Origin of the sequence: Brevibacillus fortis (genome assembly GCF_003013395.1) — a bacterium.
GTDB classification, from domain to species: Bacteria; Bacillota; Bacilli; order Brevibacillales; family Brevibacillaceae; genus Brevibacillus; species Brevibacillus fortis.
Map to the genome: position 1 here is coordinate 342,258 of NZ_PXZM01000003.1, position 19,466 is coordinate 361,723.

At 48.7% G+C, this 19,466-nt stretch carries 18 protein-coding genes; 6 read left to right on the top strand and 12 right to left on the bottom strand.

The window, feature by feature from the left end:
* Positions 1–102: 102 nt before the first annotated feature.
* Genes C7R93_RS03225 through C7R93_RS03240 form a run of 4 tightly spaced genes read right to left on the bottom strand, consistent with a single transcriptional unit; the run spans position 103 to position 4,693 of the window.
* Positions 103–1,362 (bottom strand): M20 family metallo-hydrolase, encoded by a 1,260-nt coding sequence (locus C7R93_RS03225; RefSeq protein ID WP_106837439.1) that lies wholly within the window; start codon positions 1,360–1,362, stop codon positions 103–105.
* Complete coding sequence (locus C7R93_RS03230; protein ID WP_106837440.1) at positions 1,359–2,981, bottom strand: amidohydrolase; 1,623 nt, start codon at positions 2,979–2,981, stop codon at positions 1,359–1,361. The genes C7R93_RS03225 and C7R93_RS03230 overlap by 4 nt, the downstream gene beginning before the upstream one ends.
* Before the next feature lie 27 nt (positions 2,982–3,008).
* Positions 3,009–4,499 carry a sodium:solute symporter family protein gene (locus tag C7R93_RS03235; RefSeq protein WP_106837441.1) on the bottom strand — a complete coding sequence of 497 codons (1,491 nt, stop codon included), beginning with the start codon at positions 4,497–4,499 and terminating at the stop codon, positions 3,009–3,011.
* On the bottom strand, positions 4,496–4,693 hold the full coding sequence (locus tag C7R93_RS03240; RefSeq protein ID WP_106837768.1) for a DUF3311 domain-containing protein: 198 nt from the start codon (positions 4,691–4,693) through the stop codon (positions 4,496–4,498). Before C7R93_RS03240 ends, C7R93_RS03235 begins: the two co-directional genes overlap by 4 nt.
* Before the next feature lie 153 nt (positions 4,694–4,846).
* On the opposite strand from C7R93_RS03240, the gene C7R93_RS03245 reads away from it, so the two are divergent.
* On the top strand, positions 4,847–6,490 hold the full coding sequence (locus tag C7R93_RS03245; protein ID WP_106837442.1) for a PucR family transcriptional regulator: 1,644 nt from the start codon (positions 4,847–4,849) through the stop codon (positions 6,488–6,490).
* Positions 6,491–6,533: 43 nt separating this feature from the next.
* A complete protein-coding gene (locus tag C7R93_RS03250) occupies positions 6,534–6,728 on the top strand; it encodes a hypothetical protein (RefSeq protein ID WP_106837443.1) in 195 nt (64 codons plus the stop codon).
* A 66-nt stretch (positions 6,729–6,794) separates the two neighbouring features.
* Here C7R93_RS03250 and C7R93_RS03255 read toward each other — a convergent pair whose 3' ends face one another.
* From C7R93_RS03255 to C7R93_RS03280, 6 genes are all read right to left on the bottom strand, one after another.
* Complete coding sequence (locus tag C7R93_RS03255; RefSeq protein ID WP_106837769.1) at positions 6,795–8,408, bottom strand: ABC-F family ATP-binding cassette domain-containing protein; 1,614 nt, start codon at positions 8,406–8,408, stop codon at positions 6,795–6,797.
* 351 nt (positions 8,409–8,759) lie between these two features.
* Entirely contained in the window at positions 8,760–9,881 is a 1,122-nt protein-coding gene (locus C7R93_RS03260; RefSeq protein WP_106837444.1) for a sulfate/molybdate ABC transporter ATP-binding protein, read from the bottom strand.
* Positions 9,878–10,744, bottom strand: coding sequence for a sulfate ABC transporter permease subunit CysW (cysW, locus tag C7R93_RS03265; protein ID WP_106837445.1), 867 nt, complete (start codon positions 10,742–10,744; stop codon positions 9,878–9,880). Before cysW ends, C7R93_RS03260 begins: the two co-directional genes overlap by 4 nt.
* A gap of 12 nt (positions 10,745–10,756) precedes the next feature.
* On the bottom strand, positions 10,757–11,593 hold the full coding sequence (gene cysT, locus C7R93_RS03270) for a sulfate ABC transporter permease subunit CysT (protein ID WP_106837446.1): 837 nt from the start codon (positions 11,591–11,593) through the stop codon (positions 10,757–10,759).
* Between the two features lie 30 nt (positions 11,594–11,623).
* On the bottom strand, positions 11,624–12,685 hold the full coding sequence (locus tag C7R93_RS03275; RefSeq protein ID WP_106837447.1) for a sulfate ABC transporter substrate-binding protein: 1,062 nt from the start codon (positions 12,683–12,685) through the stop codon (positions 11,624–11,626).
* A 220-nt stretch (positions 12,686–12,905) separates the two neighbouring features.
* Positions 12,906–14,132, bottom strand: a complete 1,227-nt coding sequence (locus tag C7R93_RS03280; RefSeq protein WP_106837448.1) for an NAD(P)/FAD-dependent oxidoreductase — start codon at positions 14,130–14,132, stop codon at positions 12,906–12,908.
* 149 nt (positions 14,133–14,281) lie between these two features.
* On the opposite strand from C7R93_RS03280, the gene C7R93_RS03285 reads away from it, so the two are divergent.
* The gene (locus C7R93_RS03285; RefSeq protein ID WP_106837449.1) at positions 14,282–14,584 is read left to right on the top strand and encodes a DUF3846 domain-containing protein; all 303 of its coding nucleotides are present in this window, start codon (positions 14,282–14,284) and stop codon (positions 14,582–14,584) included.
* A gap of 72 nt (positions 14,585–14,656) precedes the next feature.
* Here the strand turns inward: C7R93_RS03285 and dut are convergent, their stop codons facing one another.
* Positions 14,657–15,193: a dUTP diphosphatase gene (gene dut / locus C7R93_RS03290; RefSeq protein ID WP_106837450.1), complete on the bottom strand. Its 537-nt coding sequence runs from the start codon at positions 15,191–15,193 to the stop codon at positions 14,657–14,659.
* A 197-nt stretch (positions 15,194–15,390) separates the two neighbouring features.
* Here dut and trhO point away from each other — a divergent pair, with 197 nt between their 5' ends.
* Both trhO and C7R93_RS03300 read left to right on the top strand, forming a co-directional pair.
* On the top strand, positions 15,391–16,335 hold the full coding sequence (gene trhO, locus C7R93_RS03295; protein WP_106837451.1) for an oxygen-dependent tRNA uridine(34) hydroxylase TrhO: 945 nt from the start codon (positions 15,391–15,393) through the stop codon (positions 16,333–16,335).
* A gap of 142 nt (positions 16,336–16,477) precedes the next feature.
* Positions 16,478–17,929, top strand: a complete 1,452-nt coding sequence (locus C7R93_RS03300; protein WP_106837452.1) for an amidase family protein — start codon at positions 16,478–16,480, stop codon at positions 17,927–17,929.
* A gap of 66 nt (positions 17,930–17,995) precedes the next feature.
* Here C7R93_RS03300 and C7R93_RS03305 read toward each other — a convergent pair whose 3' ends face one another.
* Positions 17,996–18,445 (bottom strand): hypothetical protein, encoded by a 450-nt coding sequence (locus C7R93_RS03305; RefSeq protein WP_106837453.1) that lies wholly within the window; start codon positions 18,443–18,445, stop codon positions 17,996–17,998.
* Between the two features lie 236 nt (positions 18,446–18,681).
* Here C7R93_RS03305 and C7R93_RS03310 point away from each other — a divergent pair, with 236 nt between their 5' ends.
* A complete protein-coding gene (locus C7R93_RS03310) occupies positions 18,682–19,425 on the top strand; it encodes a class I SAM-dependent methyltransferase (RefSeq protein ID WP_106837454.1) in 744 nt (247 codons plus the stop codon).
* Positions 19,426–19,466: the final 41 nt, after the last annotated feature.

Genomic DNA, 19,466 nt, shown 5'->3' on the forward strand with positions numbered 1-19,466 from the left:
ATGAACCTCTCAGACTAAAATATATCAAAAACAGTCTGTAAAGTCTCGCCATTGGCTGTATGAAAAAAGTCGCCTATCCACGTAGATGGGCGACTCTCGCTATTATTGGCTGGTGCTCATCCGCAAAACAGTTTTGTAGAGCAGCTCTGCTCCCAATGCCACGTCTTCATAGGCTGCGTATTCTTGCGGATTATGACTGATGCCGTCCTTGCAGCGGACAAAAATCATCCCGTAATCACAGACGTATGAGAGCGCCAAAGCATCATGGAAAGGACCGCTCATCAGTTCGCGTACAGAGGCACCGAGCTTGCTACTCTCCTCATGCATGATTGCCTTTATCCACTCTGCACAATAACGCGGGTCACTATTTGTATCTTCAGTGATCGTAAATTGCAATCCACCTTCTACAGCAGCTAGCTCAATCGCCTCGCGCAATGCTTGTTCACGCTCATCGCGACGCTGCAAATCGATATCCCGCAAATCAATCGAAAAACGCACCCGCTCCGGAATGATGTTGCGCGAATCCGGGAAAACCTCCAAGTGACCGACTGTACCGACTGTTGGCGCTTGTGGATCGAGCTTTGCCAGCTCGTTCACTGCCAATATGACTTTTGCCGCTCCGACCAGTGCATCCTTTCGCATCGGCATCGGTACGGAACCAGCGTGCCCAGCAAAGCCAGTTAGCTCGACTGTCCACCACAAAGGCCCTGATATCGCAGACACGATTCCAATCGCCTCTTTCGCATCATCTAGGATCGGCCCCTGCTCAATATGCAGCTCCAGATAAGCACCGATGCTTTCTTTTGGATAAATCGACGCTTCCAAGCGATCAGGGTCGCAGCCAAAATTAATCAGTGCCTGCCTTCGTGTGATTCCGTTTTTATCCGTCCTCTCCAAATCCATAGGGTCCAGCATTCCGAGAATGCCTTTGGAACCAAACAGTCCTTTTTGAAACCGGCATCCTTCTTCGTCACAAAACGCAACGACTTCAATAGGCTGTGCCGGCATGATCCCTTGTTCATTCAACGTCTGGACAACCTCCAGTCCGCCCAATACCCCGATCACACCATCGTACTGACCGCCGTATGGTTGCGAATCGATATGAGAGCCAATCATCAAGATCGGTGCTTGGTCATCCTTCCCTGCCATACAACCAATCAAATTGCCAAAGTCATCGATCCGCGTCTGAAGACCTGCTTCTTCCATCCAGCTACGCACCAGCTCTACGCCCGCCCGATCTTCCGGAGACAAAGCGAGTCGACATACACCCGTTTCCCCTATTTTCCCGATTTGCGCCAATTGCTCGATTCGTTTTTGCAACCGTTCTTCATTGATCGCAAGCTTTCTCGCTTTTACGTTCATGCTTGTAGAACCTCCTCATCTTGGCGTTGATAGACGAACTCCCCATCTATCATCGTTTTGTCTACGCGCAGCTCTTTGATGCGATCAGTAGAGGTTGCCAAAATATCGCCGTCCAGCACCACGAGATCAGCCAGCTTCCCGACTTCAATACTCCCTTTGATCCCCTCCTCAAAACTGGCGTACGCTCCATTCCAGGTGAACATGCGAATCGCCTCCATGATGCTGACCCTTTGATTGCTCCCCACATCCAGACCTGTTTTACTCAACCGATTAACGGCAGCATGAATCCCGATCAGCGGATTGAAATCAGTCACGGGACTATCCGACGCTCCGGCCGCAATGATCCCCGCGTCGAACTGATCCCTCGCCGGAAACATATGCCCGACGCGTTCTCCGATGTTATTCACATACGAATCGCCGTAATCGTAGATAAAAGCAGGATTCGGAATGGGTACGACACCTAGTCGAGCCATTCTCACCAACAGATCAGGCGCAGATACACCAGCATGTTCAATTCGATGTCGGTGGTTCTCGCGCGGATGTGCTTCTAATGCCGTTTCAAAGCATGTCAGCAGCATGTCAATTGCTCGATCTCCCTGAGCATGAGCGGTAATTTGAAAACCTCGTGCATGTGCCTCTCCCAAAATGGTATTCAACTCGTCCTGTTCGTAGTAGAGAATTCCGCAATCATCTGGTCGGCTGGTGAACGGCTCACGCATGGCCATCGTGGGCGCGATGCTTGCCCCATCTGTAAAAACTTTCGCTGGTCCGATACGGAAGCGAGCATTCCCCGTACCCGTTACCAACCCCGCATCAATCATCTTTCGGACAAAATCATCGGATTGATTCAGCGCACATACCATTGCGTAGATGCGGACTTTCACGCCACCTTCCTGTACCGCTTTTTGCATCGCCCGGTAGTTCTCTGGACCGTATCCTCCCGCATCATGAACACTCGTAATGCCCGCAGCAACAAAGTCTTCCGAAGCCAATCGCAGCCCTTCCATGTACTCTGCTTCCGTAAAGGCAGCCTTTTCAAACATGTTCATATGTGCCGTTTCGATGAGGAATCCGGTTAGCTCACCCTCCGCATCACGATCAATACGTCCACCCTGGGGATCGGGTGTGTCTCGGTTGTAACCCGCTATGGCAAGCGCTCTGCTGTTTACGACAGAGTGATGAGCGCACGTCCTCATTACAAAAACAGGATGGTCTGTCGTCACTTCATCCAGTTCGGCAAGCGTCGGATAGCGCTTCTCGACCATGAGATTTTCATCGAAACCACATGCCCTCACCCATTCGCCTGCTGGTGTTTTTTCCGCTTGTTCTTTCAGTGCGTTGAGCAGATCATCAATCGACCTGATCCTTCTCGCTTTGCTATCGACCCCAAGCTTGTTCGTACCGTAAATCGTAATATGGAGGTGAGCATCGATGAAGCCGGGCAATAGACTTTTCCCTTGCAAATCAATGACGGTTGTATGTGGTTGAACCAACTGTTTCATATCTTCACCAGACCCAACAGCAAGGATGCGATTCCCTCTGACTGCCACTGCTTCTGCCACCCGATTCTCTTGATCTACCGTGATCACCTGTCCATTGAGAAAAACGATATCTGCCATATAACTGCCTCCTTTAGAAAATAAGTATTAAAGAGTTGGTGTCCCTTCTGTATTTGCTGTATGACGATTGAGTGCAAATAGATTCCTCGTCACAAACGTCACCGTGAACATCACGACGAGATTGACTAGCAACGCCACAACACCAATATTCAAGTCTTTGACAACCGCTGGCCAATTCGGGAACACGGTCGCAATCGTCACTTGGAAAACCGTTACATACGCAACGGTTGACACCCCACATAAAATCCCGGCAAACGCACCGTACTTATTCACCCACGGCTTGGCAGGGAGACTGAAAAGCAATGCCGGAAATAACTGTGTGACCAAGCTGTAGCCCATTAATAACAGCGTTACGAGCGTATCTCCCCCACTCATTGCAAAATACAGCGAGATCAACGAGATGACAGGCACCAACCATTTGGCAATCCGAGCAATTTGTGCGTCAGATGTGTGAGGAGCCATGACTTTGTACACATTTTTCGCCAAGAGCGTCGCCCCTGTCATTAATAGCATCGAGCCTGGTACAAGCGCAGTTAGCAAGCCTGCTGCTCCAATGATCCCGACCACCCACGGATCGAATGTTTGCAAGGAGAGACGGAGCAAGGACAAATCGCCGTCCGCCCCTTTTAAACCGGGCACTTGCAGAATCGCGGTAAAGCCGACAAAGAACACAAACAGCAGCATCAAGGTATAGAGCGGCAGCATGATCGTATTTTTGCGGAACACATTTGCATTTTTCGCCGAAAACACAGAGCCAAACGTATGTGGCCACATGTAGAATCCAAACACCGTGACCAGTACCGTAGAAATGTACCAGGAAATGCTTAATCCCTCTTCAGGGAAAGTCAAGAAGCTAGGATTGGAGGCTTGTACGGCTTCAAACATCGGCTGGATGCCCCCGTAATAATGAAACGGAAGGTAAAGCCCGAGGAAAACGACGACAAAGAAAATCATGATGTCCTTAATGGCAGCCGTCCAAGCCGAGCCGTGAATCCCTGAGATCATGACGTAAATCGTCACAGCAATGACCCCGATCCATATCGCAGCAGCTGGCGAAATCGAGCCATAGGAAGCCTCTGATACGATGATTCCCAAGCCTTTGAATTGAAGGACGAGATACGGAATAATCGCAATGACTCCGACCGCTGCGACCAAAATACCGAGTATCGGACTATTGTATTTGCTTACAAAAAAATCAGATTGGGAGACTAGCTTATGCTCTTTGGCATACTTCCAAATTGGCGGCAAGAGCCAGTAGGAAATGACATACGCGAGAGAAATGTATGAGAGAACGTAATAGGAAGGTGCCCCTTTGGAGTACGCCCAACCACTGCCCCCCAAAAAGGTGAATGTCGTATAAATTTCACCCGCTACCAGCAAGAAAATAAAGATCGAACCGAATCCTCTACCGCCAACGGTCCATTGTTCCATATTCATGTCTTTCCCTTTTTGTGCACGAATACCAGAGTAGAAGGACAGCACTAGAAAGGCAAAAATAATGATTAAGGCGATATTCATTGGCTGTCCTCCTTCGTAGCAGGGTCGATTTTGTTGAGGAATGCCATGATAACGGAAGTTAAGACAACCCAGAGGACGATCCAAAATAGGACAAACGGCATGCCTAATAAGTAAGGTTCAACCCGATTCACAAACGGAATTCCTCCCAGCATCCCTATGAACGGCAGTACCCCTAGCCAATCTCTCGCTTTCATGCGACTCCCCCCAGTTTGTTCGATTTGTCCCATTGCCTGTACACATCCTGGACATGTACATTAGTATTATCGAAAAATTCAAATATCTCCTTTGTTCCCTTGGCTAGAAAAAAGGACGGGGTTTTGTGCAAGTAGCTAAAAGATGATGAAGGCATGGTGAGCGTAATGATTACTGTCCGTGAGCTCATACAGGTGGGTGGCTTTGATGAATCGTCAGTGCTTGCAGGCGCGTCCTCCTTAGAAAATGAACTGCTGGGTGTTACTTCGTTTGATTCTCCAGATGGCCACAGGTGGCTGCGAGCTGGTGAATTCGTCCTGACGACAGGCTTTCCATTTCTCTCACAGCAAAAAACATGTACGAAACGGCTGATTACGCTCATCGATGAGCTAGTCGCCATAGGCACCCCGGGGCTTGCCATCAAATTAGGTCGATACATTGAGGACCTTCCTGAAGCCGTACTCACCCACGCTACGCAAAAGGCATTTCCCATCCTGTCCTTTCCGATGGATAAAGCTTGGTCAGATGTCATTGTGCCAGTCGTTCAATACATCAATGACAAACAGCGCATCGAGCTGGACAGGACCCATGCCATCTACGAACGGTTTCATCACTATTTAACGGGAGGAGCGCCGATTTCTACATTGACAGATTTACTTTCCGATATCCTTGATGCTCCTGTCTCCATCCATGTCCCCCAGCACAAATGGAAATGGGATTCTTCTCTTGCTCCGCTCCCACTCGATGATTCATTAGGCAAGCTCTACGGTCAGCGCGCCCCGATTCGATTAACACAAGAGCCTCTTCGCAGACAAAAAGAAGGGGTTCATGTTCGGTGGCTTCTCCACGACCAAACTGTGCAGGGAGCCATCATGATTGGACAGCGGGAGCGTGATTTATACGCGTGGGAAAAAGTCGCCATCGAGCAAAGTGCTGCCCTCCTGTCCCTTGAGATACAGCGGCAACGAGCCATCCAGGAAACATTTCAGCGTTTTCGCAATGATTTCTTGCAACAACTCGTCAGTGGCCAGATCGTCTCTGACGAAATGCTCATGCGAAAGGCGGATGAAGTCGGCTGGGAGTTCTCCGATCACTATATCGCGATGATCCTAAGCTCCTCACCCCATGACAAAACCAGCATCGAACTTTGGCAAGAAAACCATCACCTTCTGAATGCGTTGCACAGCTTTTTATCCTCAAATGAAGCGATTCTGTATGGATTGGATCAGGAAAATCGCATCCTTTTGCTCGTACCATTCTATATTCATGCCCCTGTTGAATCGCTCCCGCAATGGCTACAAGAACAGTGCTTGAAAACGATCACCAAACAGATGGACAAGCATGTCTTTGTAGGAATTGGGCGCTATCATCCTGAACGAGAAGGTATCGTTCGTAGTTATAGGGAAGCACTGATCAGCTTTCGATCCGCTCTACATGCTGCAAACCATGTCGACGTCTCTTCTCTTAGCCTCAAAAGCTACCAAGACTTAGGGCTCGAGCGAATCATGTACGCAGATGATCCTGCGACAGAAGCCCAAGCGTTTGCGGATGAATGTCTGGGCAAAATCCAAAGCTATGATCGCGAAAAGAACGGACAGCTTTTGCAAACCTTGCAAGTGTTTTTGCAAGCAGATGGTAATTACGCGGAAGCCGCGCGTCGTTTATATGTTCATAAAAATACAATCAAGTACCGCATCCAGCTGATCCGGGAATGGACCGGATTGAACGCAGAAAATGGACATGATCAAATGCTGCTTCGCATTGCCATAACTGCACATGTCATTGGGCATCGTCTCTAATCTTGGTATAATGAAAGGGAAAGCCTGGTAGGAGGAATAAAAGATGAACGAGTGGTTGAATAAACCCGTGAAAACTATACAAAGACCGAAAAAACGAGGCACGGTAGAATACATCGATGACCAGTATATCGTCGTGTTCTTTACTTCCCCGCGAAAAGAGCGCGTTATTTTTTCGAGCAAGGAAGCGTTCCTCAGCAAAGTCGAGTTCGTGGAGGACACCACTTCTTCGCCATCATGAGAAAAAAGCCCTTGAACTTCAGCACGGTTTGTGCGAAGCCAAGGGCTTTTTCTATGTGGATCAAGCTTACGCGTAATGCTCTTCATGCAGGCGCTTGATTTCATCGCTCTCGAGGTACTCATCATATGTGATCATCTTATCAATGACACCCTTCGGCGTGAACTCAATGATCCGGTTCGCAATCGTTTGTACGAACTGGTGGTCATGAGATACGAACAGAAGCGTACCGTCGAATTCGATCATGCCGTTGTTCAAGGCAGTAATGGATTCTAGATCCAAGTGGTTCGTCGGTTCGTCCATGATCAATACGTTGGCGCTTGCCAGCATCATCTTGGACAGCATGCAACGAACTTTTTCTCCCCCGGACAATACGTTCGCCTTTTTCAGTGCTTCATCTCCCGAGAACAGCATGCGACCGAGGAATCCACGAATGAATGTCTCGTCTTGATCTTTGGAGTACTGACGCAGCCAGTCAACCAGGCTCAAGTCAGAATTGAAGTACTCAGCGTTATCTTTCGGGAAGTACGCTTGGGAAGTGGTAACGCCCCATTCGAAAGAACCGCTGTCTGCTTGAACTTCGCCCATCAAAATTTGGAAGAAAGTCGTTTTCGCCAGCTCATTCGGTCCGACAAAAGCAACTTTGTCCCCTTTGTTAATGGTGAGGTGAAGGTTTTCAAACAGTTTTTCGCCTTCAACCGTCTTGCTCAAGCCTTCGATTGCTACGAGGTTTTTACCCGCTTCACGCTCTGGCTTGAAGTTGATGAAAGGATACTTACGGCTGGAAGGACGAATGTCATCCAACGTAATTTTCTCCAACAGCTTTTTACGCGAAGTCGCCTGCTTCGACTTGGAAGCATTGGCAGAGAAACGCGCAATAAACTCTTGCAGTTCCTTCATTTTTTCTTCTTTCTTCTTATTCTGATCACGAACCATTTTCAGTGCCAATTGGCTGGATTCGTACCAGAAGTCGTAGTTACCCACGTACATTTGAATCTTACCGAAGTCGATATCCGCGATGTGCGTACACACCTTGTTCAGGAAGTGACGGTCATGGGATACAACGATAACTGTGTTTTCATAGTCTGCCAGGAAGTTTTCCAACCAACGAATCGACTCGATGTCCAAGTGGTTCGTAGGCTCATCCAGCAACAGGATGTGTGGATTACCAAACAGCGCTTGTGCCAACAGAACACGTACCTTCTCCGTACCAGAGAGGTCCTTCATCAGCTTGTCGTGCAAGTCAGTCGGGATACCCAGACCGATCAGCAAGCTAGCCGCATCTGCTTCTGCCATCCAGCCGTTCAGTTCTTCGAATTCGCCTTCGAGTTGAGATGCACGATTGCCATCTTCCTCGGAGAAGTCTTCTTTCATGTAGAGAGCTGTTTTCTCTTCCATGATCTCAAACAGGCGCTTATGACCCACAATGACCGTTTTCAGCACTTCGAATTCGTCGAATTCAAAGTGGTTCTGCTTTAATACAGCGATACGCTCGCCCGGTGTCACCGAAACGTGACCACTCGTCGGATCGATCTCTCCAGAGAGGATCTTCACGAAGGTAGACTTCCCTGCACCGTTCGCACCGATGAGGCCGTAACAGTTACCTGGGGTAAACTTAATGGATACATCTTCAAACAGTGCGCGCTTACCGTAGCGCAGCGTCACGTTCTGAGTGCTTATCATCGTCGCAATACCTGCCTTTTTTGAATCGTTCAAACACTTATCTTACCAGAGATGACCCCATTTTGCAAAAGGTAAACGATTTTTGTGCACAGCAAAAAATAGCTGATTCATGAAAAAGAGTTGGACAGGGAAAACTACCATGGCAATCCAGTGGGAAGGAGGCTTAAGAAATGTCCAAGCACAATGGTGTCAAAAATGAGATGGGAAAGAAAGAAAACCCTTCGCAAACCCGTAGATCGAACACAATTAGCAAAGAACAGACTCGCTCCAAGCAACGTGGCGAGTAGAGAGTGCCTCAATCAAAAACCGGCCTGCGGCATGTGCAGACCGGTTTATTTGCCATCAATCGGATCAAACACTGGCCTGCAACGGAACGAGGGCAGGAGGATGTGTCTGTAAAGGCTGTGACTCCACATAGATCGATACATTGTGCAAGGTCACATTAACGATACTCTGCTCTTCTACGTTCAATTCCAAAAATCGCTGCCTGCTCATCTCTGCCTCAAACACCTCATCCGTGTCCAAACGCTTCAGGTCAAGGCGAACGATCGGACCTAAGAGGGAAATATGATTGATCACGGCCTGAACAGATCTGGCAGACTTCCCTTCAGACGGGCGCAACGAAATCTCTACGTCATGTGGCCGCATGTATCCGACAGCGGGAGCCTCCACCGCTTTATCCTTCCAATCGGTCTCGAACTCTGCCTCGCCGAGCTTGATTTTGCCATTTTGGATTCGTCCGTGAAACAGATTGACCCGCCCCAGAAAGCTGTACACGAACGGATTCGCCGGATGATGATAAATTTCTTCGGGCGATCCTACCTGTTCCACTCGCCCTTCATTCATCACAACTACCTGATCCGCCAATTCCATGGCTTCCTCCTGATCGTGCGTGACGAACAGAATCGTCAGCCCAAGCTTTCCATGCAGATGACGGAGCCAGCGACGCAGCTCCTGTCTCACTTTCGTATCCAAAGCGCCAAACGGTTCATCCAGCAGCAAAAATTTTGGTTCCACCGCCAACGCCCTTGCCAATGCAACACGTTGGCGCTGCCCACCGGATAGCTGTGAGGGATAGCGATGCGCGAGCCCTTCTAGCTGAACGAGCTTTAGAAGCGAATGAACCTTTTCACTGATTTCTTCCTTGCTCGGTCGTGTTTTCCGGGAGCGTACGGACAACCCAAACGCAATGTTGTCAAAAATGTTCATATGCCGAAACAAGGCGTAATGCTGAAAAACGAACCCCACCTGCCGCTCACGCACGTCGCGGTTCGTATTATCCTCTCCGTGAAAGAGGATGCTCCCCTCCTGTGGTTGCTCCAGTCCAGCGATGAGACGCAAAAGCGTCGTCTTTCCCGATCCGGAAGGCCCGAGAAGAGCTACAAGTTCGCCTTCCGGAATATGCAGATTCACATTTTTCAGCGCCGTAAAGCTTTTGTATGACTTCGTTATGTTCACTACCTCGATACTCATCCGGCTCTCTCTCCTGTCACGTCGTAGTGTTGTTCCTCATCCAGCTTTGCCTGCCGCTCGGTTTTCCACTCGATCAAGCTTTTCAGAATAAGCGTTACCAAGGCTAAGGCAGCAAGCAAGGTGGCTACCGCAAAGGCAGCAGCGAATTGATATTCGTTGTAGAGAATCTCCACATGCAACGGGAGCGTATTGGTCATGCCGCGGATATGACCGGAAACGACGGATACAGCACCGAATTCACCCATGGCACGGGCGTTGCACAAAATGACCCCGTACAGGAGCCCCCATTTTACGTTTGGCAGTGTGACGCGCAAAAATGTTTTCCAGCCGCTTGCTCCGAGCGAGACTGCTGCTTCCTCCTCGTCTCTTCCCTGTGCTTCCATGACGGGAATCAGTTCACGAGCGACGAACGGAAAGGTAACAAAGGTCGTCGCGAGTACGATACCTGGTACCGCAAAAATAATTTTGAAATCCCATGCCGCAAGCAAGGGCGCCGCCACGCCTTGACTCCCAAACAAGAGGACAAAGATAAGACCCGCAATTACTGGAGACACGGCAAATGGCAGGTCTATCAAGGTAAGCAGCACATTTTTACCCCGGAACGAAAACTTGGCGATTGCCCACGCAGCCGCGATCCCGAACGTCACATTCACCGGTACGCTAATCGCAGCGACAAGCAAGGTGAGCTTGACAGCGGATAACGTCTCCTCATCTGTAATGGACGCCACGAACACCCCTGCTCCTTGCCGAAACGCTTCTGTAAATACAGCAACAAGTGGCAGGATCAAAAACAAGCCGAGGAAGAGCAAGGCCACGATAATCAGTGTCCATCGAATATAGGCCGGCTCCGTCAAATGCTTCATACGTGATACCTCCTAACGGGCCGCATCGAATTTATTGATTTTCCATTGCAAGTAGTTAATGATCAAAAGCATGACAAAGGAAATCACCAGCATGACGGTTGCGATTGCCGTAGCGCCTGCATAGTCAAACTGTTCCAGCTTGGTCATAATCAAAAGGGGCACAATCTCTGTTTTCAGCGGCATGTTCCCGGAGATAAATACGACAGAGCCATACTCTCCCAGTGCTCTGGCAAAGGCGAGCGCAAAACCCGTAATGATCGCCGGTAACAGATGCGGCAAAACCACACGCCAAAATGTATTCCATCGGGTAGCGCCCAACGTAGCCGCTGCTTCTTCCATTTGCAAATCCCAATCCTGCAACACAGGCTGGACGGTTCTGACGACGAAAGGAAGACCGATGAACGTTAGTGCGACCCATATGCCGATGGGGGTGTACGCTACCTTGATCCCCCACTCCGCCAAGTACTGCCCGATCCAGCCATTTTCAGCGTAGATAGAAGTCAGGGCAATCCCGCCTACAGCGGTAGGTAAAGCAAATGGCAGATCAACAATGCCGTCAATGATCCGCTTCCCCGCAAACTGATACCGAACCAACACCCATGCCACCAAGACTCCGAACACCGCATTCAGACAAGCCGCAAAGAAAGAAGTCATAATACTCACACGAATGGAGGCAAGGACCCTCGTATCCATGATCGTCCCAATGAATTGCTCCCAACTCATGGTCGACGCTTTTAAAAACAAGACAGACAGAGGGATCAGCACCAGAAGACTCAGGTAGATGATTGTATAGCCCATGGTCATGCCAAAGCCTGGCAAAAACCCTCTTGTGCTCAGTGATTTTCTCATGAAGGTAACTCCTCTGAGGAAAGTGTAGGTCTATGGTTTATAAAGTTGATCGAAGACGCCTTGATCGGCAAAATGAGTCTTTTGTGCTTTCGTCCAACCACCAAACAACTCATCGATGGTAAACAATTTGATTTCGGGGAATGCGGGTGTATGTGCTTGGAGCACTTCCTGCGAACGCGGGCGGTAGTAATGCTTGGCTGCGAGCTCTTGGCCTTTTTTCGTATACAGGAACTGGAGGTATGCTTCTGCTACTTCTTTTGTCTTATGCTTGTCAGCGTATTTGTCAACGATGGTGACAGGCGGTTCAGCCAAAATGCTCAAGGATGGATTCACGATCTCAAACTTGTCTTTCCCTAGTTCATTGACAGCGAGATACGCTTCGTTTTCCCATGCAATCAGCACATCCCCAATGCCACGTTCGACAAAAGTAGTAGTCGAACCACGTGCCCCAGAATCGAGGACGGGTACATTTTTAAACAATTGTGCCACGAACTCTTGTGCCTTCGCTTCATCTCCCCCATTTGTCTTCAGGGCATAACCCCAGGCAGCCAAGTAATTCCATCTAGCTCCCCCAGAAGTTTTCGGGTTCGGTGTGATCACAGAGATACCAGGCTTGATCAAATCATCCCAATCTTTGATTTGCTTCGGATTGCCTTTGCGCACGAGAAACACAATCGTGGAGGTGTAAGGCGAGCTGTTGTCCGAGAGCTTCTTTTGCCACTCGGCAGGAATCAGACCTCGTTCGGCAAGCGCGTCAATATCATAGGCGAGGGCAAGGGTGACTACATCTGCTTCCAAACCATCCATGACGGAACGGGATTGCTTGCCTGAACCGCCATGTGATTGCTTGATCGTCACTGTTTGACCAGTCTTTTGTTGCCACTCTGAGGCAAACTCCTTGTTGATATCTTGATAAAACTCTCGCGTCGGATCGTAGGATACATTGAGCAGCTCTACCGTTGAGTTGCTGGCCGCTGCCCCATTACCTGTTTCTGCTGGTGCAGATGCCGAGCAGCCTGCCATAGCAGCTGCCAAAGCAACGATTCCTACGCGTTGCAGGATCGTGTGGACCTTGCCTTTCGTGGTTTTCATACAGCTCACCCTCACTCCTCTTCTTAATCTATAGTATTTTACTCGGAATACTATGTTATTGATGATTATACCTGCCTTTTTAATCCTGTCAACGCTATTTCCATCTACCCTATGCTGGGCAGGTAGGCCACGTTCAAATGATACTTGCCCATCCAGCAAATTTGGGCACGCCCGTTTTCAAAAAAATAGCCTTCCCGTTGAATGGGAAAGCTGTTTTCGATCAGACTGTAGCACTGGCATATTTCCTCCGGTCAAAAGCAAAAAGATCGGCGTCTGAATGACTTCCTTTTGTAATCAAATCACTGATGATTTGCGCGCCGATGGTCGAATAGACGGTTCCGTTCCCTCCGTAGCCTAGCGTGAACAAGCAATGCGGATAGCCTTCCTGCTCCCCAAACAGCGGGAGTCCGTCATGGGTATCGACAAAAGTCGCTCCCCAATAATATTCGGCTCGCATTGGAATCTGTGGAAATAACTCTTGAATTTTTGCAAGCAAATGATCGCGCTTCTTCAGACTTGATGCATCACTCTTTTTTAAGTCCTTCAACGGCTCATCAAGTCCTCCGACGATGATTCTCCCATCCGGACAAGTACGGATATACAGGTATGGACGGGCTGTTTCCCATATTAAGCATGCTTTCGGCCAGCCCGGAAACGCATCTACTGGATTGGTTACGATGGAAAACGAGCTGGAAATCACGGCATTGGCATTGCGCTTCATAGATTGTGCCTCGTAGCCAGTGGCAAAAACGGCACGCCTACATTTGATTGTGTGCCCACTTTTGGTATAGACCAAAAGCCCTCCATCCTGCACTTTTTGATGGACGACTTCCGTGTTTTCGTATACACGCATCCCTTTTTTCACAGAGTGGGCGATCACACCGTTGGCAAATTTGTACGGATTGAGCTCCGCATCTCCCTTGGAATAAATAGCTCCTTCCTTCGAAAAGGAGAATTGCTTTTCTATATCTGGTCGCTCAAAATACGTTACGGGAAAGCCGTACTTCTTCAATAACTGGTACTCTGTCCGCAAGCTCTCCGCATCCGCTGGTTCGCTGGCATAGTACAAGCTGTCACGCCTTATGTAATCTGGAGACAGGTCTAGCTGCCCAGAAATTTGTTCCAATTCATCAACTGCCTGCCGCGTCAGCTCGTAAAAACGCCCCCCTTTTTGTTCACCGAATGAATGGATGCAAGCGGTCAAAGTCTTATCGTTGCATATTTGCAGCAAACCCGTGTTAGCACTGCTGCTGCCTTCACTAATCCTCCGTTTATCCACAAGGATTACATCCACCTCATGCTGCTTGAGATAATAGGAAACGAGCGCACCTGCCTCACCGCCACCAATGATCAGTACATCACACTTTACGTCCTCCGTTAGAGAGGGGTATCGGAGTGGGGCTGGCAATGTTTCTGGCCAATAGAGTTTACCGGTCACAATATTCATCAGAATGTCCCCTCAGGCTGAAAGTATCCAAATGCGGACCCTACTTACATTCTCAACCATAGGATAACCAACACGCCAGCAGGCATCCTCCCCTATCGCACAATTCATTGGTTATACGTTATGATGGGTGACAGAAGGAGTGATTGTGCTTGACTACGGTATACGTAAAGCTTCCGCATGAACATGCAGTTGTTCGTGAAATCGCTGAGACGGTTGAATTACAGGAGCTGGTGGGTGGTGATTACGAGGTAGTGGAGGATGACCATCTAGAGGGAATCTCCCTTGTTGTGAATGAAGATGCGCGCGGGGTACAAGCAAATAATTTCCCCATCACATCAGATGGGTTTTTAGACTGGGTCTATGGACCTTGCGTATTCGTCAAAGCAGATGGACGTTCGCTGACCGATGACGACCTTACGAGAATTCAGCAGTTTTTATCCTCCAAAGGATAAGGGCGTGACCAAAACAATGACCCCTGACGTATGATCAGGGGTCTTGCCTTTTCACTACATATGCACTAGCCCTTAGCCCTTAATACCGCTGCTGCCGAAGCCGCCCGCACCTCTTTCCGTCTCATCCAGCTCATCGACTACTTCAAATTGCGCGACTGGAACGATTGCAATCACGCCCTGTGCAATCCGATCCCCTTTTTTGATCAAGTAGCTATGTGCATCGACTTCTTGTTCAACAGTTACTTCGTTTTCGCCAGCGCCCAGACATACCTGGCCACTTTTTCCGGATGCGATCCGAATGTTATCGATCAGTACGCATACTTCACCGCGATAGCCTGCATCAACAGTCCCTGGTGCATTGGACAAGCGCAGCTTAGTTTTTGCACTGATCCCGGAACGAGGACGCACTTGCAATTCAAATCCTTCTGGAAGCGCGAACGCCAAACCAGTTGGAACTTTTGCGGATTGTCCAGGGGCAATCAATGTATCCTCTACCGCGACCAGATCAAAGCCCGCATCCATTGCTCTCGCATACGCTGGGATCACGGCGTCTTGGTGGAGCTTTTTAATTTTCACCTGTGTAACCAGGCGCTCATTTGTCATGTTCATGTAATGTCTCTCCTCTATAGCCTGTCAACTGAATACCATTCATAGTGTACAAGATGCGTCCACTTCCAGCAAGAAGCACAGAATTTCATAAAAGCCTCACAAATCCCTTTCTTTTTCAGCGATTTTAACAATGGAATGTGATATAATCACCGTTGCATCTAACAATCACAATTGAAAAAGAAAGGTGGAATTGTACCTTGCAAGTACAAAAACCATATCGCATTTTGTTGTATTACAAGTATACTCCTATTGAAAATTATGAGGAGTACGCAGCCGAGCACTTGCAATTTTGCAAGGATAACGGGCTGAAAGGGCGGATTATCGTAGCCCCGGAAGGCATTAATGGAACCGTATCCGGTACGATTGAACAAACCGACGCCTACATGGAATATGTGCGAAAAGATCCACGTTTTAGTGATATGTGGTTTAAAATAGATGAGTCGGAAGAACATTCGTTCAAAAAAATGTTTGTGCGCCCGAAAAAAGAGCTTGTAACCTGGCGTTTGGAGGAGGATGTTGATCCGAATAAACTAGTCGGCACCTATCTGAATCCAAAAGAATGGTACGAAATGATGCAGGAAGAAGACGTCGTGATCCTTGACGGTCGCAACTACTACGAATACGATTTGGGACATTTCCGTGGTGCGATTCGCCCTGAAGTGGATTCATCCCGTGAGTTCCCTGAGTGGATTCGTGAAAACATGAGCCAATTCAAGGATAAAAAAGTCCTCACCTATTGCACTGGCGGTATTCGTTGCGAAAAGCTGACAGGTGTATTCCTGCAACAAGGTTTTGAAAATGTTTACCATCTTGAGGGCGGGATTGTCACGTATGGAAAAGATCCGGAAGTCCAAGGACGTCTGTGGGATGGAAAGTGCTACGTGTTTGACGAGCGCATCTCCGTACCGATCAACCATACAGAAGAAGACGTCGTCATCGGTCGTTGCCATTACTGCGGTACCGTTGAAGACCGTTATCTCAACTGCGCGAACCCATTCTGCAACAAACAGCACTTCTGCTGCCCAGAATGTGAGACAAAATACAAGCGTTCTTGCTCCGACGAATGCCGCGAGCACCCTCGCAACCGTTATGTAGAAGCGGAAGAAACAGCGAAGCTGGAAGCTGCTGGATCAAACGCTTAATCATACACGTACGAACAAGCTGATTCTTTCATAGAGTCAGCTTGTTTTTTTATAGGCAAAAGGTTCACACTCCCCTCTCTTTCCCTTTACCTGAATTTGGTACTATAATAAAAATCAAATCATTCGAAAAAGGGGATACATTATGTCGTTGATTCATGATACGAGCATTCTCGACTGGCAAACTGCAATGACAGAAGGACAGACAACTTCCCGTGAATTAACGCTCGCCTTTTTACAGCGAATTGCCACTTACGATAAACAAGGCATCCGAATCAATGCCATTAGTGAACTGAATCCAGATGCACTGGCGATCGCAGAGTCCCTCGATCGGGAACGAACGGTGTCAGGCAGTCGCGGGCCGCTTCACGGCATCCCTGTACTGATCAAGGATAACATTGCGACTTCTGACAAGATGCACACGACGGCAGGAGCTCTTGCTCTATCGGATGCGTTTGCTTCTGCGGATGCATTTGTTGTGGCGAAGCTTCGAGAAGCAGGTGCCGTCCTTTTAGGGAAAACAAATCTTACCGAATGGGCTAACTTTGTCTCCAATGACATGCCAGATGGCTACAGCTCGCGCGGTGGACAAGTATTGAATCCATATGGCCCTGGTGTACTCGATGTAGGCGGGTCTAGCTCAGGTTCTGCTGCTGCGATTGCCGCAGGATTTGCTGTTGTGGCAGTCGGTACGGAGACTTCCGGGTCGATTCTCCACCCAGCGGAGCACAATTCGCTCGTGGGAATCAAACCTACTGTTGGTTTAATCAGCCGTTCGGGTATCATCCCGATTTCCCATAGCCAAGACACAGCTGGACCCATAGCGAGAACCGTGGCAGATGCAGCTATTTTGCTTGGCTCCCTAACTGGTGTAGATGCAAATGATCCGGTGACAGGAAAAAGCGATGGTCTTACACATACCGATTACCTCCCCTTCCTCCATGCAGATGGATTGCAGAGTGCGCGTATCGGCGTTGTACGCTCCAGATTTTTGGCTGAGTGCGAAGACGAAGAAATCGCCTTGTATGAAGCGGCTATTGAAAAACTCAAAGAGGCTGGCGCAACTGTCATAGATGCCGTTACCATTCCGACAGAAAATGCGGACTGGGACAGACATGTTCTCGTGCATGAATTCAAGGTCGGTGTAAACGCGTACTTAAAAACCTTACCAGCCTCTTACCCGATCCGCTCCCTACAGGATGTCATTGCTTTTAATCGGGCACATGCGGAACAAGCCCTGCTTTATGGGCAGGAGCTGCTGGAAGAATCCGAGCAAACAAGTGGTACGCTGACAGAGCCGGAGTATCTGGCAAATCGCCTGTTCAATTTGGAAATGTCACAGAAACAAGGTCTTGTTGCTGTCATGAAGGAGCATCAACTCGATGCACTCTTGTACCCCGGCAGTACGGGTTATGCTATCCCGGCCAAGGCGGGTTACCCTTCGATTACGGTTCCTGCCGGCTATACTTCCGCGGGCAAGCCATTTGGCATCATGCTGACGGGATTGGCATTCCAGGAGCCTACTCTCCTTCGCCTTGCCTACGCTTATGAGCAAGCAACTCGACTGCGTGTAGCTCCGAATATGTCCACAGCGTAGAGGAAGTACTCGCCTATCCAGCAAAAAACGCATGAGACCTATTCAGGCCCATGCGTTTTTCCCTTTCTACATCGTCTTGCTCTCTTGCTCCGCTTTCCCGAGTCGGTCCTGGAATAGCTTGCTCAATTGACCGATATTTACTTCCCATTCCTCATCCTTGTAATAGACAGTCGCTTTGGATTCGCCTTTTTTGCCTACGATACGAATACTCGTTGTCTTCACTTCATAGGTGCCATCTTCCTTGAAGGAAATATCGGCATCCTTAAGCTCTTTGTCCAATACCGGTGTAATCGTCTTATCGACGACTTCCTGTGTAGCTACGGCAGCTTGACGTCCCATTTGAATCACTTCTTCAGGACTGAATTGGAAAAACAACACGAGCACAACACCAATAATAGCGGCGAGTGAAATAATTCGAATAATGCTCCGCACCACCCATTGGGCAGCCATAATGATGAGTATGATACCTAGCGCAATCGGCCAGTAATCTTTGATCAATTGAAGTATTTGGTCCACGTTTATCCCTCCTTCGATTTCAGTCTCGCCAAAAATTGCCGAAACCAAATCTCCTTACAGAAAAAAACCGTCACAGCAATGCGGACGGAATCGCAAAAATAGGTTGTCTCTCACTTATTCTCGTTAAAAAGGCAAACTCCTGCTCTCATTTTCAATCATTTTAAACGAATCTTGACATCATCTTCCTCTTTTATACATAATAGGAATCCGAAAAAAATAGAAACGGGTGGTATGGGATGAAACAAAATCTATATGATCAACCGGATTTTTACCAGGACTATCAAAAACTCCGTCTGTCCGGTGAGTCGGAAAATGATATGATCGAACAGCCCGCCTTTCGCGGTTGTCTCCCCTCCCTAAAAGGATTGCGTGTACTCGACCTTGGATGTGGTGGCGGACAGTTTGCTCGATACTGTGTAGAACAAGGCGCACGTGAAGTGATTGGTGTTGACCTCTCTCACAACATGCTGGAGTATGCCCGGACGAATAACCGTCATGAGAACATTCAGTATCTACATGGCTCCCTGGAGGACGTGGGGCTTGCCGATCATGACTACGATCTCATCACGAGCTCTCTCGTTATGGACTATGTTCATGACTATGAGCACGTGATCAACAAAGTAAGCCGCGCCTTGCGCAGTGGAGGATATTTCGTTTACTCTACACTCCATCCGCATATTACCGCTCGCAAACAGGTCGAGGGTTGGGTACGTGACGAAGAAGGTAATAAGCATTTCTGGCCGTTGGACAACTATCTGGAGGACGGAGAACGAGAAATGCACATGATGAACGGCAGAAAGGCTCTTTTTTACCACCGCTCCATGTCTACTGCCGTCAATACGTTAATTCAGGCGGGGCTTACCCTGCAAGAGATCATCGAGCCGACTTGCACACCAGAAGGACTCCTCTTGCAGCCACATCAGATTTCAGAAGTAAGAAGGCCCACGTTTATTATTTTCAAGACGCAGAAGACTCTTTGAAATAAATGAACAAAAGCCCGGAGGAGTGATCCGGGCTTTAC

Coding starts and splice junctions, on each gene's coding strand:
- C7R93_RS03225 (WP_106837439.1), bottom strand. CDS start 1,362: ATGAACGTAAAAGCGAGAAAGCTTGCGATCAATGAAGAACGGTTGCAA.
- C7R93_RS03230 (WP_106837440.1), bottom strand. CDS start 2,981: ATGGCAGATATCGTTTTTCTCAATGGACAGGTGATCACGGTAGATCAA.
- C7R93_RS03235 (WP_106837441.1), bottom strand. CDS start 4,499: ATGAATATCGCCTTAATCATTATTTTTGCCTTTCTAGTGCTGTCCTTC.
- C7R93_RS03240 (WP_106837768.1), bottom strand. CDS start 4,693: ATGAAAGCGAGAGATTGGCTAGGGGTACTGCCGTTCATAGGGATGCTG.
- C7R93_RS03245 (WP_106837442.1), top strand. CDS start 4,847: ATGGTGAGCGTAATGATTACTGTCCGTGAGCTCATACAGGTGGGTGGC.
- C7R93_RS03250 (WP_106837443.1), top strand. CDS start 6,534: ATGAACGAGTGGTTGAATAAACCCGTGAAAACTATACAAAGACCGAAA.
- C7R93_RS03255 (WP_106837769.1), bottom strand. CDS start 8,408: ATGATAAGCACTCAGAACGTGACGCTGCGCTACGGTAAGCGCGCACTG.
- C7R93_RS03260 (WP_106837444.1), bottom strand. CDS start 9,881: ATGAGTATCGAGGTAGTGAACATAACGAAGTCATACAAAAGCTTTACG.
- cysW (WP_106837445.1), bottom strand. CDS start 10,744: ATGAAGCATTTGACGGAGCCGGCCTATATTCGATGGACACTGATTATC.
- cysT (WP_106837446.1), bottom strand. CDS start 11,593: ATGAGAAAATCACTGAGCACAAGAGGGTTTTTGCCAGGCTTTGGCATG.
- C7R93_RS03275 (WP_106837447.1), bottom strand. CDS start 12,685: ATGAAAACCACGAAAGGCAAGGTCCACACGATCCTGCAACGCGTAGGA.
- C7R93_RS03280 (WP_106837448.1), bottom strand. CDS start 14,132: ATGAATATTGTGACCGGTAAACTCTATTGGCCAGAAACATTGCCAGCC.
- dut (WP_106837450.1), bottom strand. CDS start 15,193: ATGAACATGACAAATGAGCGCCTGGTTACACAGGTGAAAATTAAAAAG.
- C7R93_RS03300 (WP_106837452.1), top strand. CDS start 16,478: ATGTCGTTGATTCATGATACGAGCATTCTCGACTGGCAAACTGCAATG.
- C7R93_RS03310 (WP_106837454.1), top strand. CDS start 18,682: ATGAAACAAAATCTATATGATCAACCGGATTTTTACCAGGACTATCAA.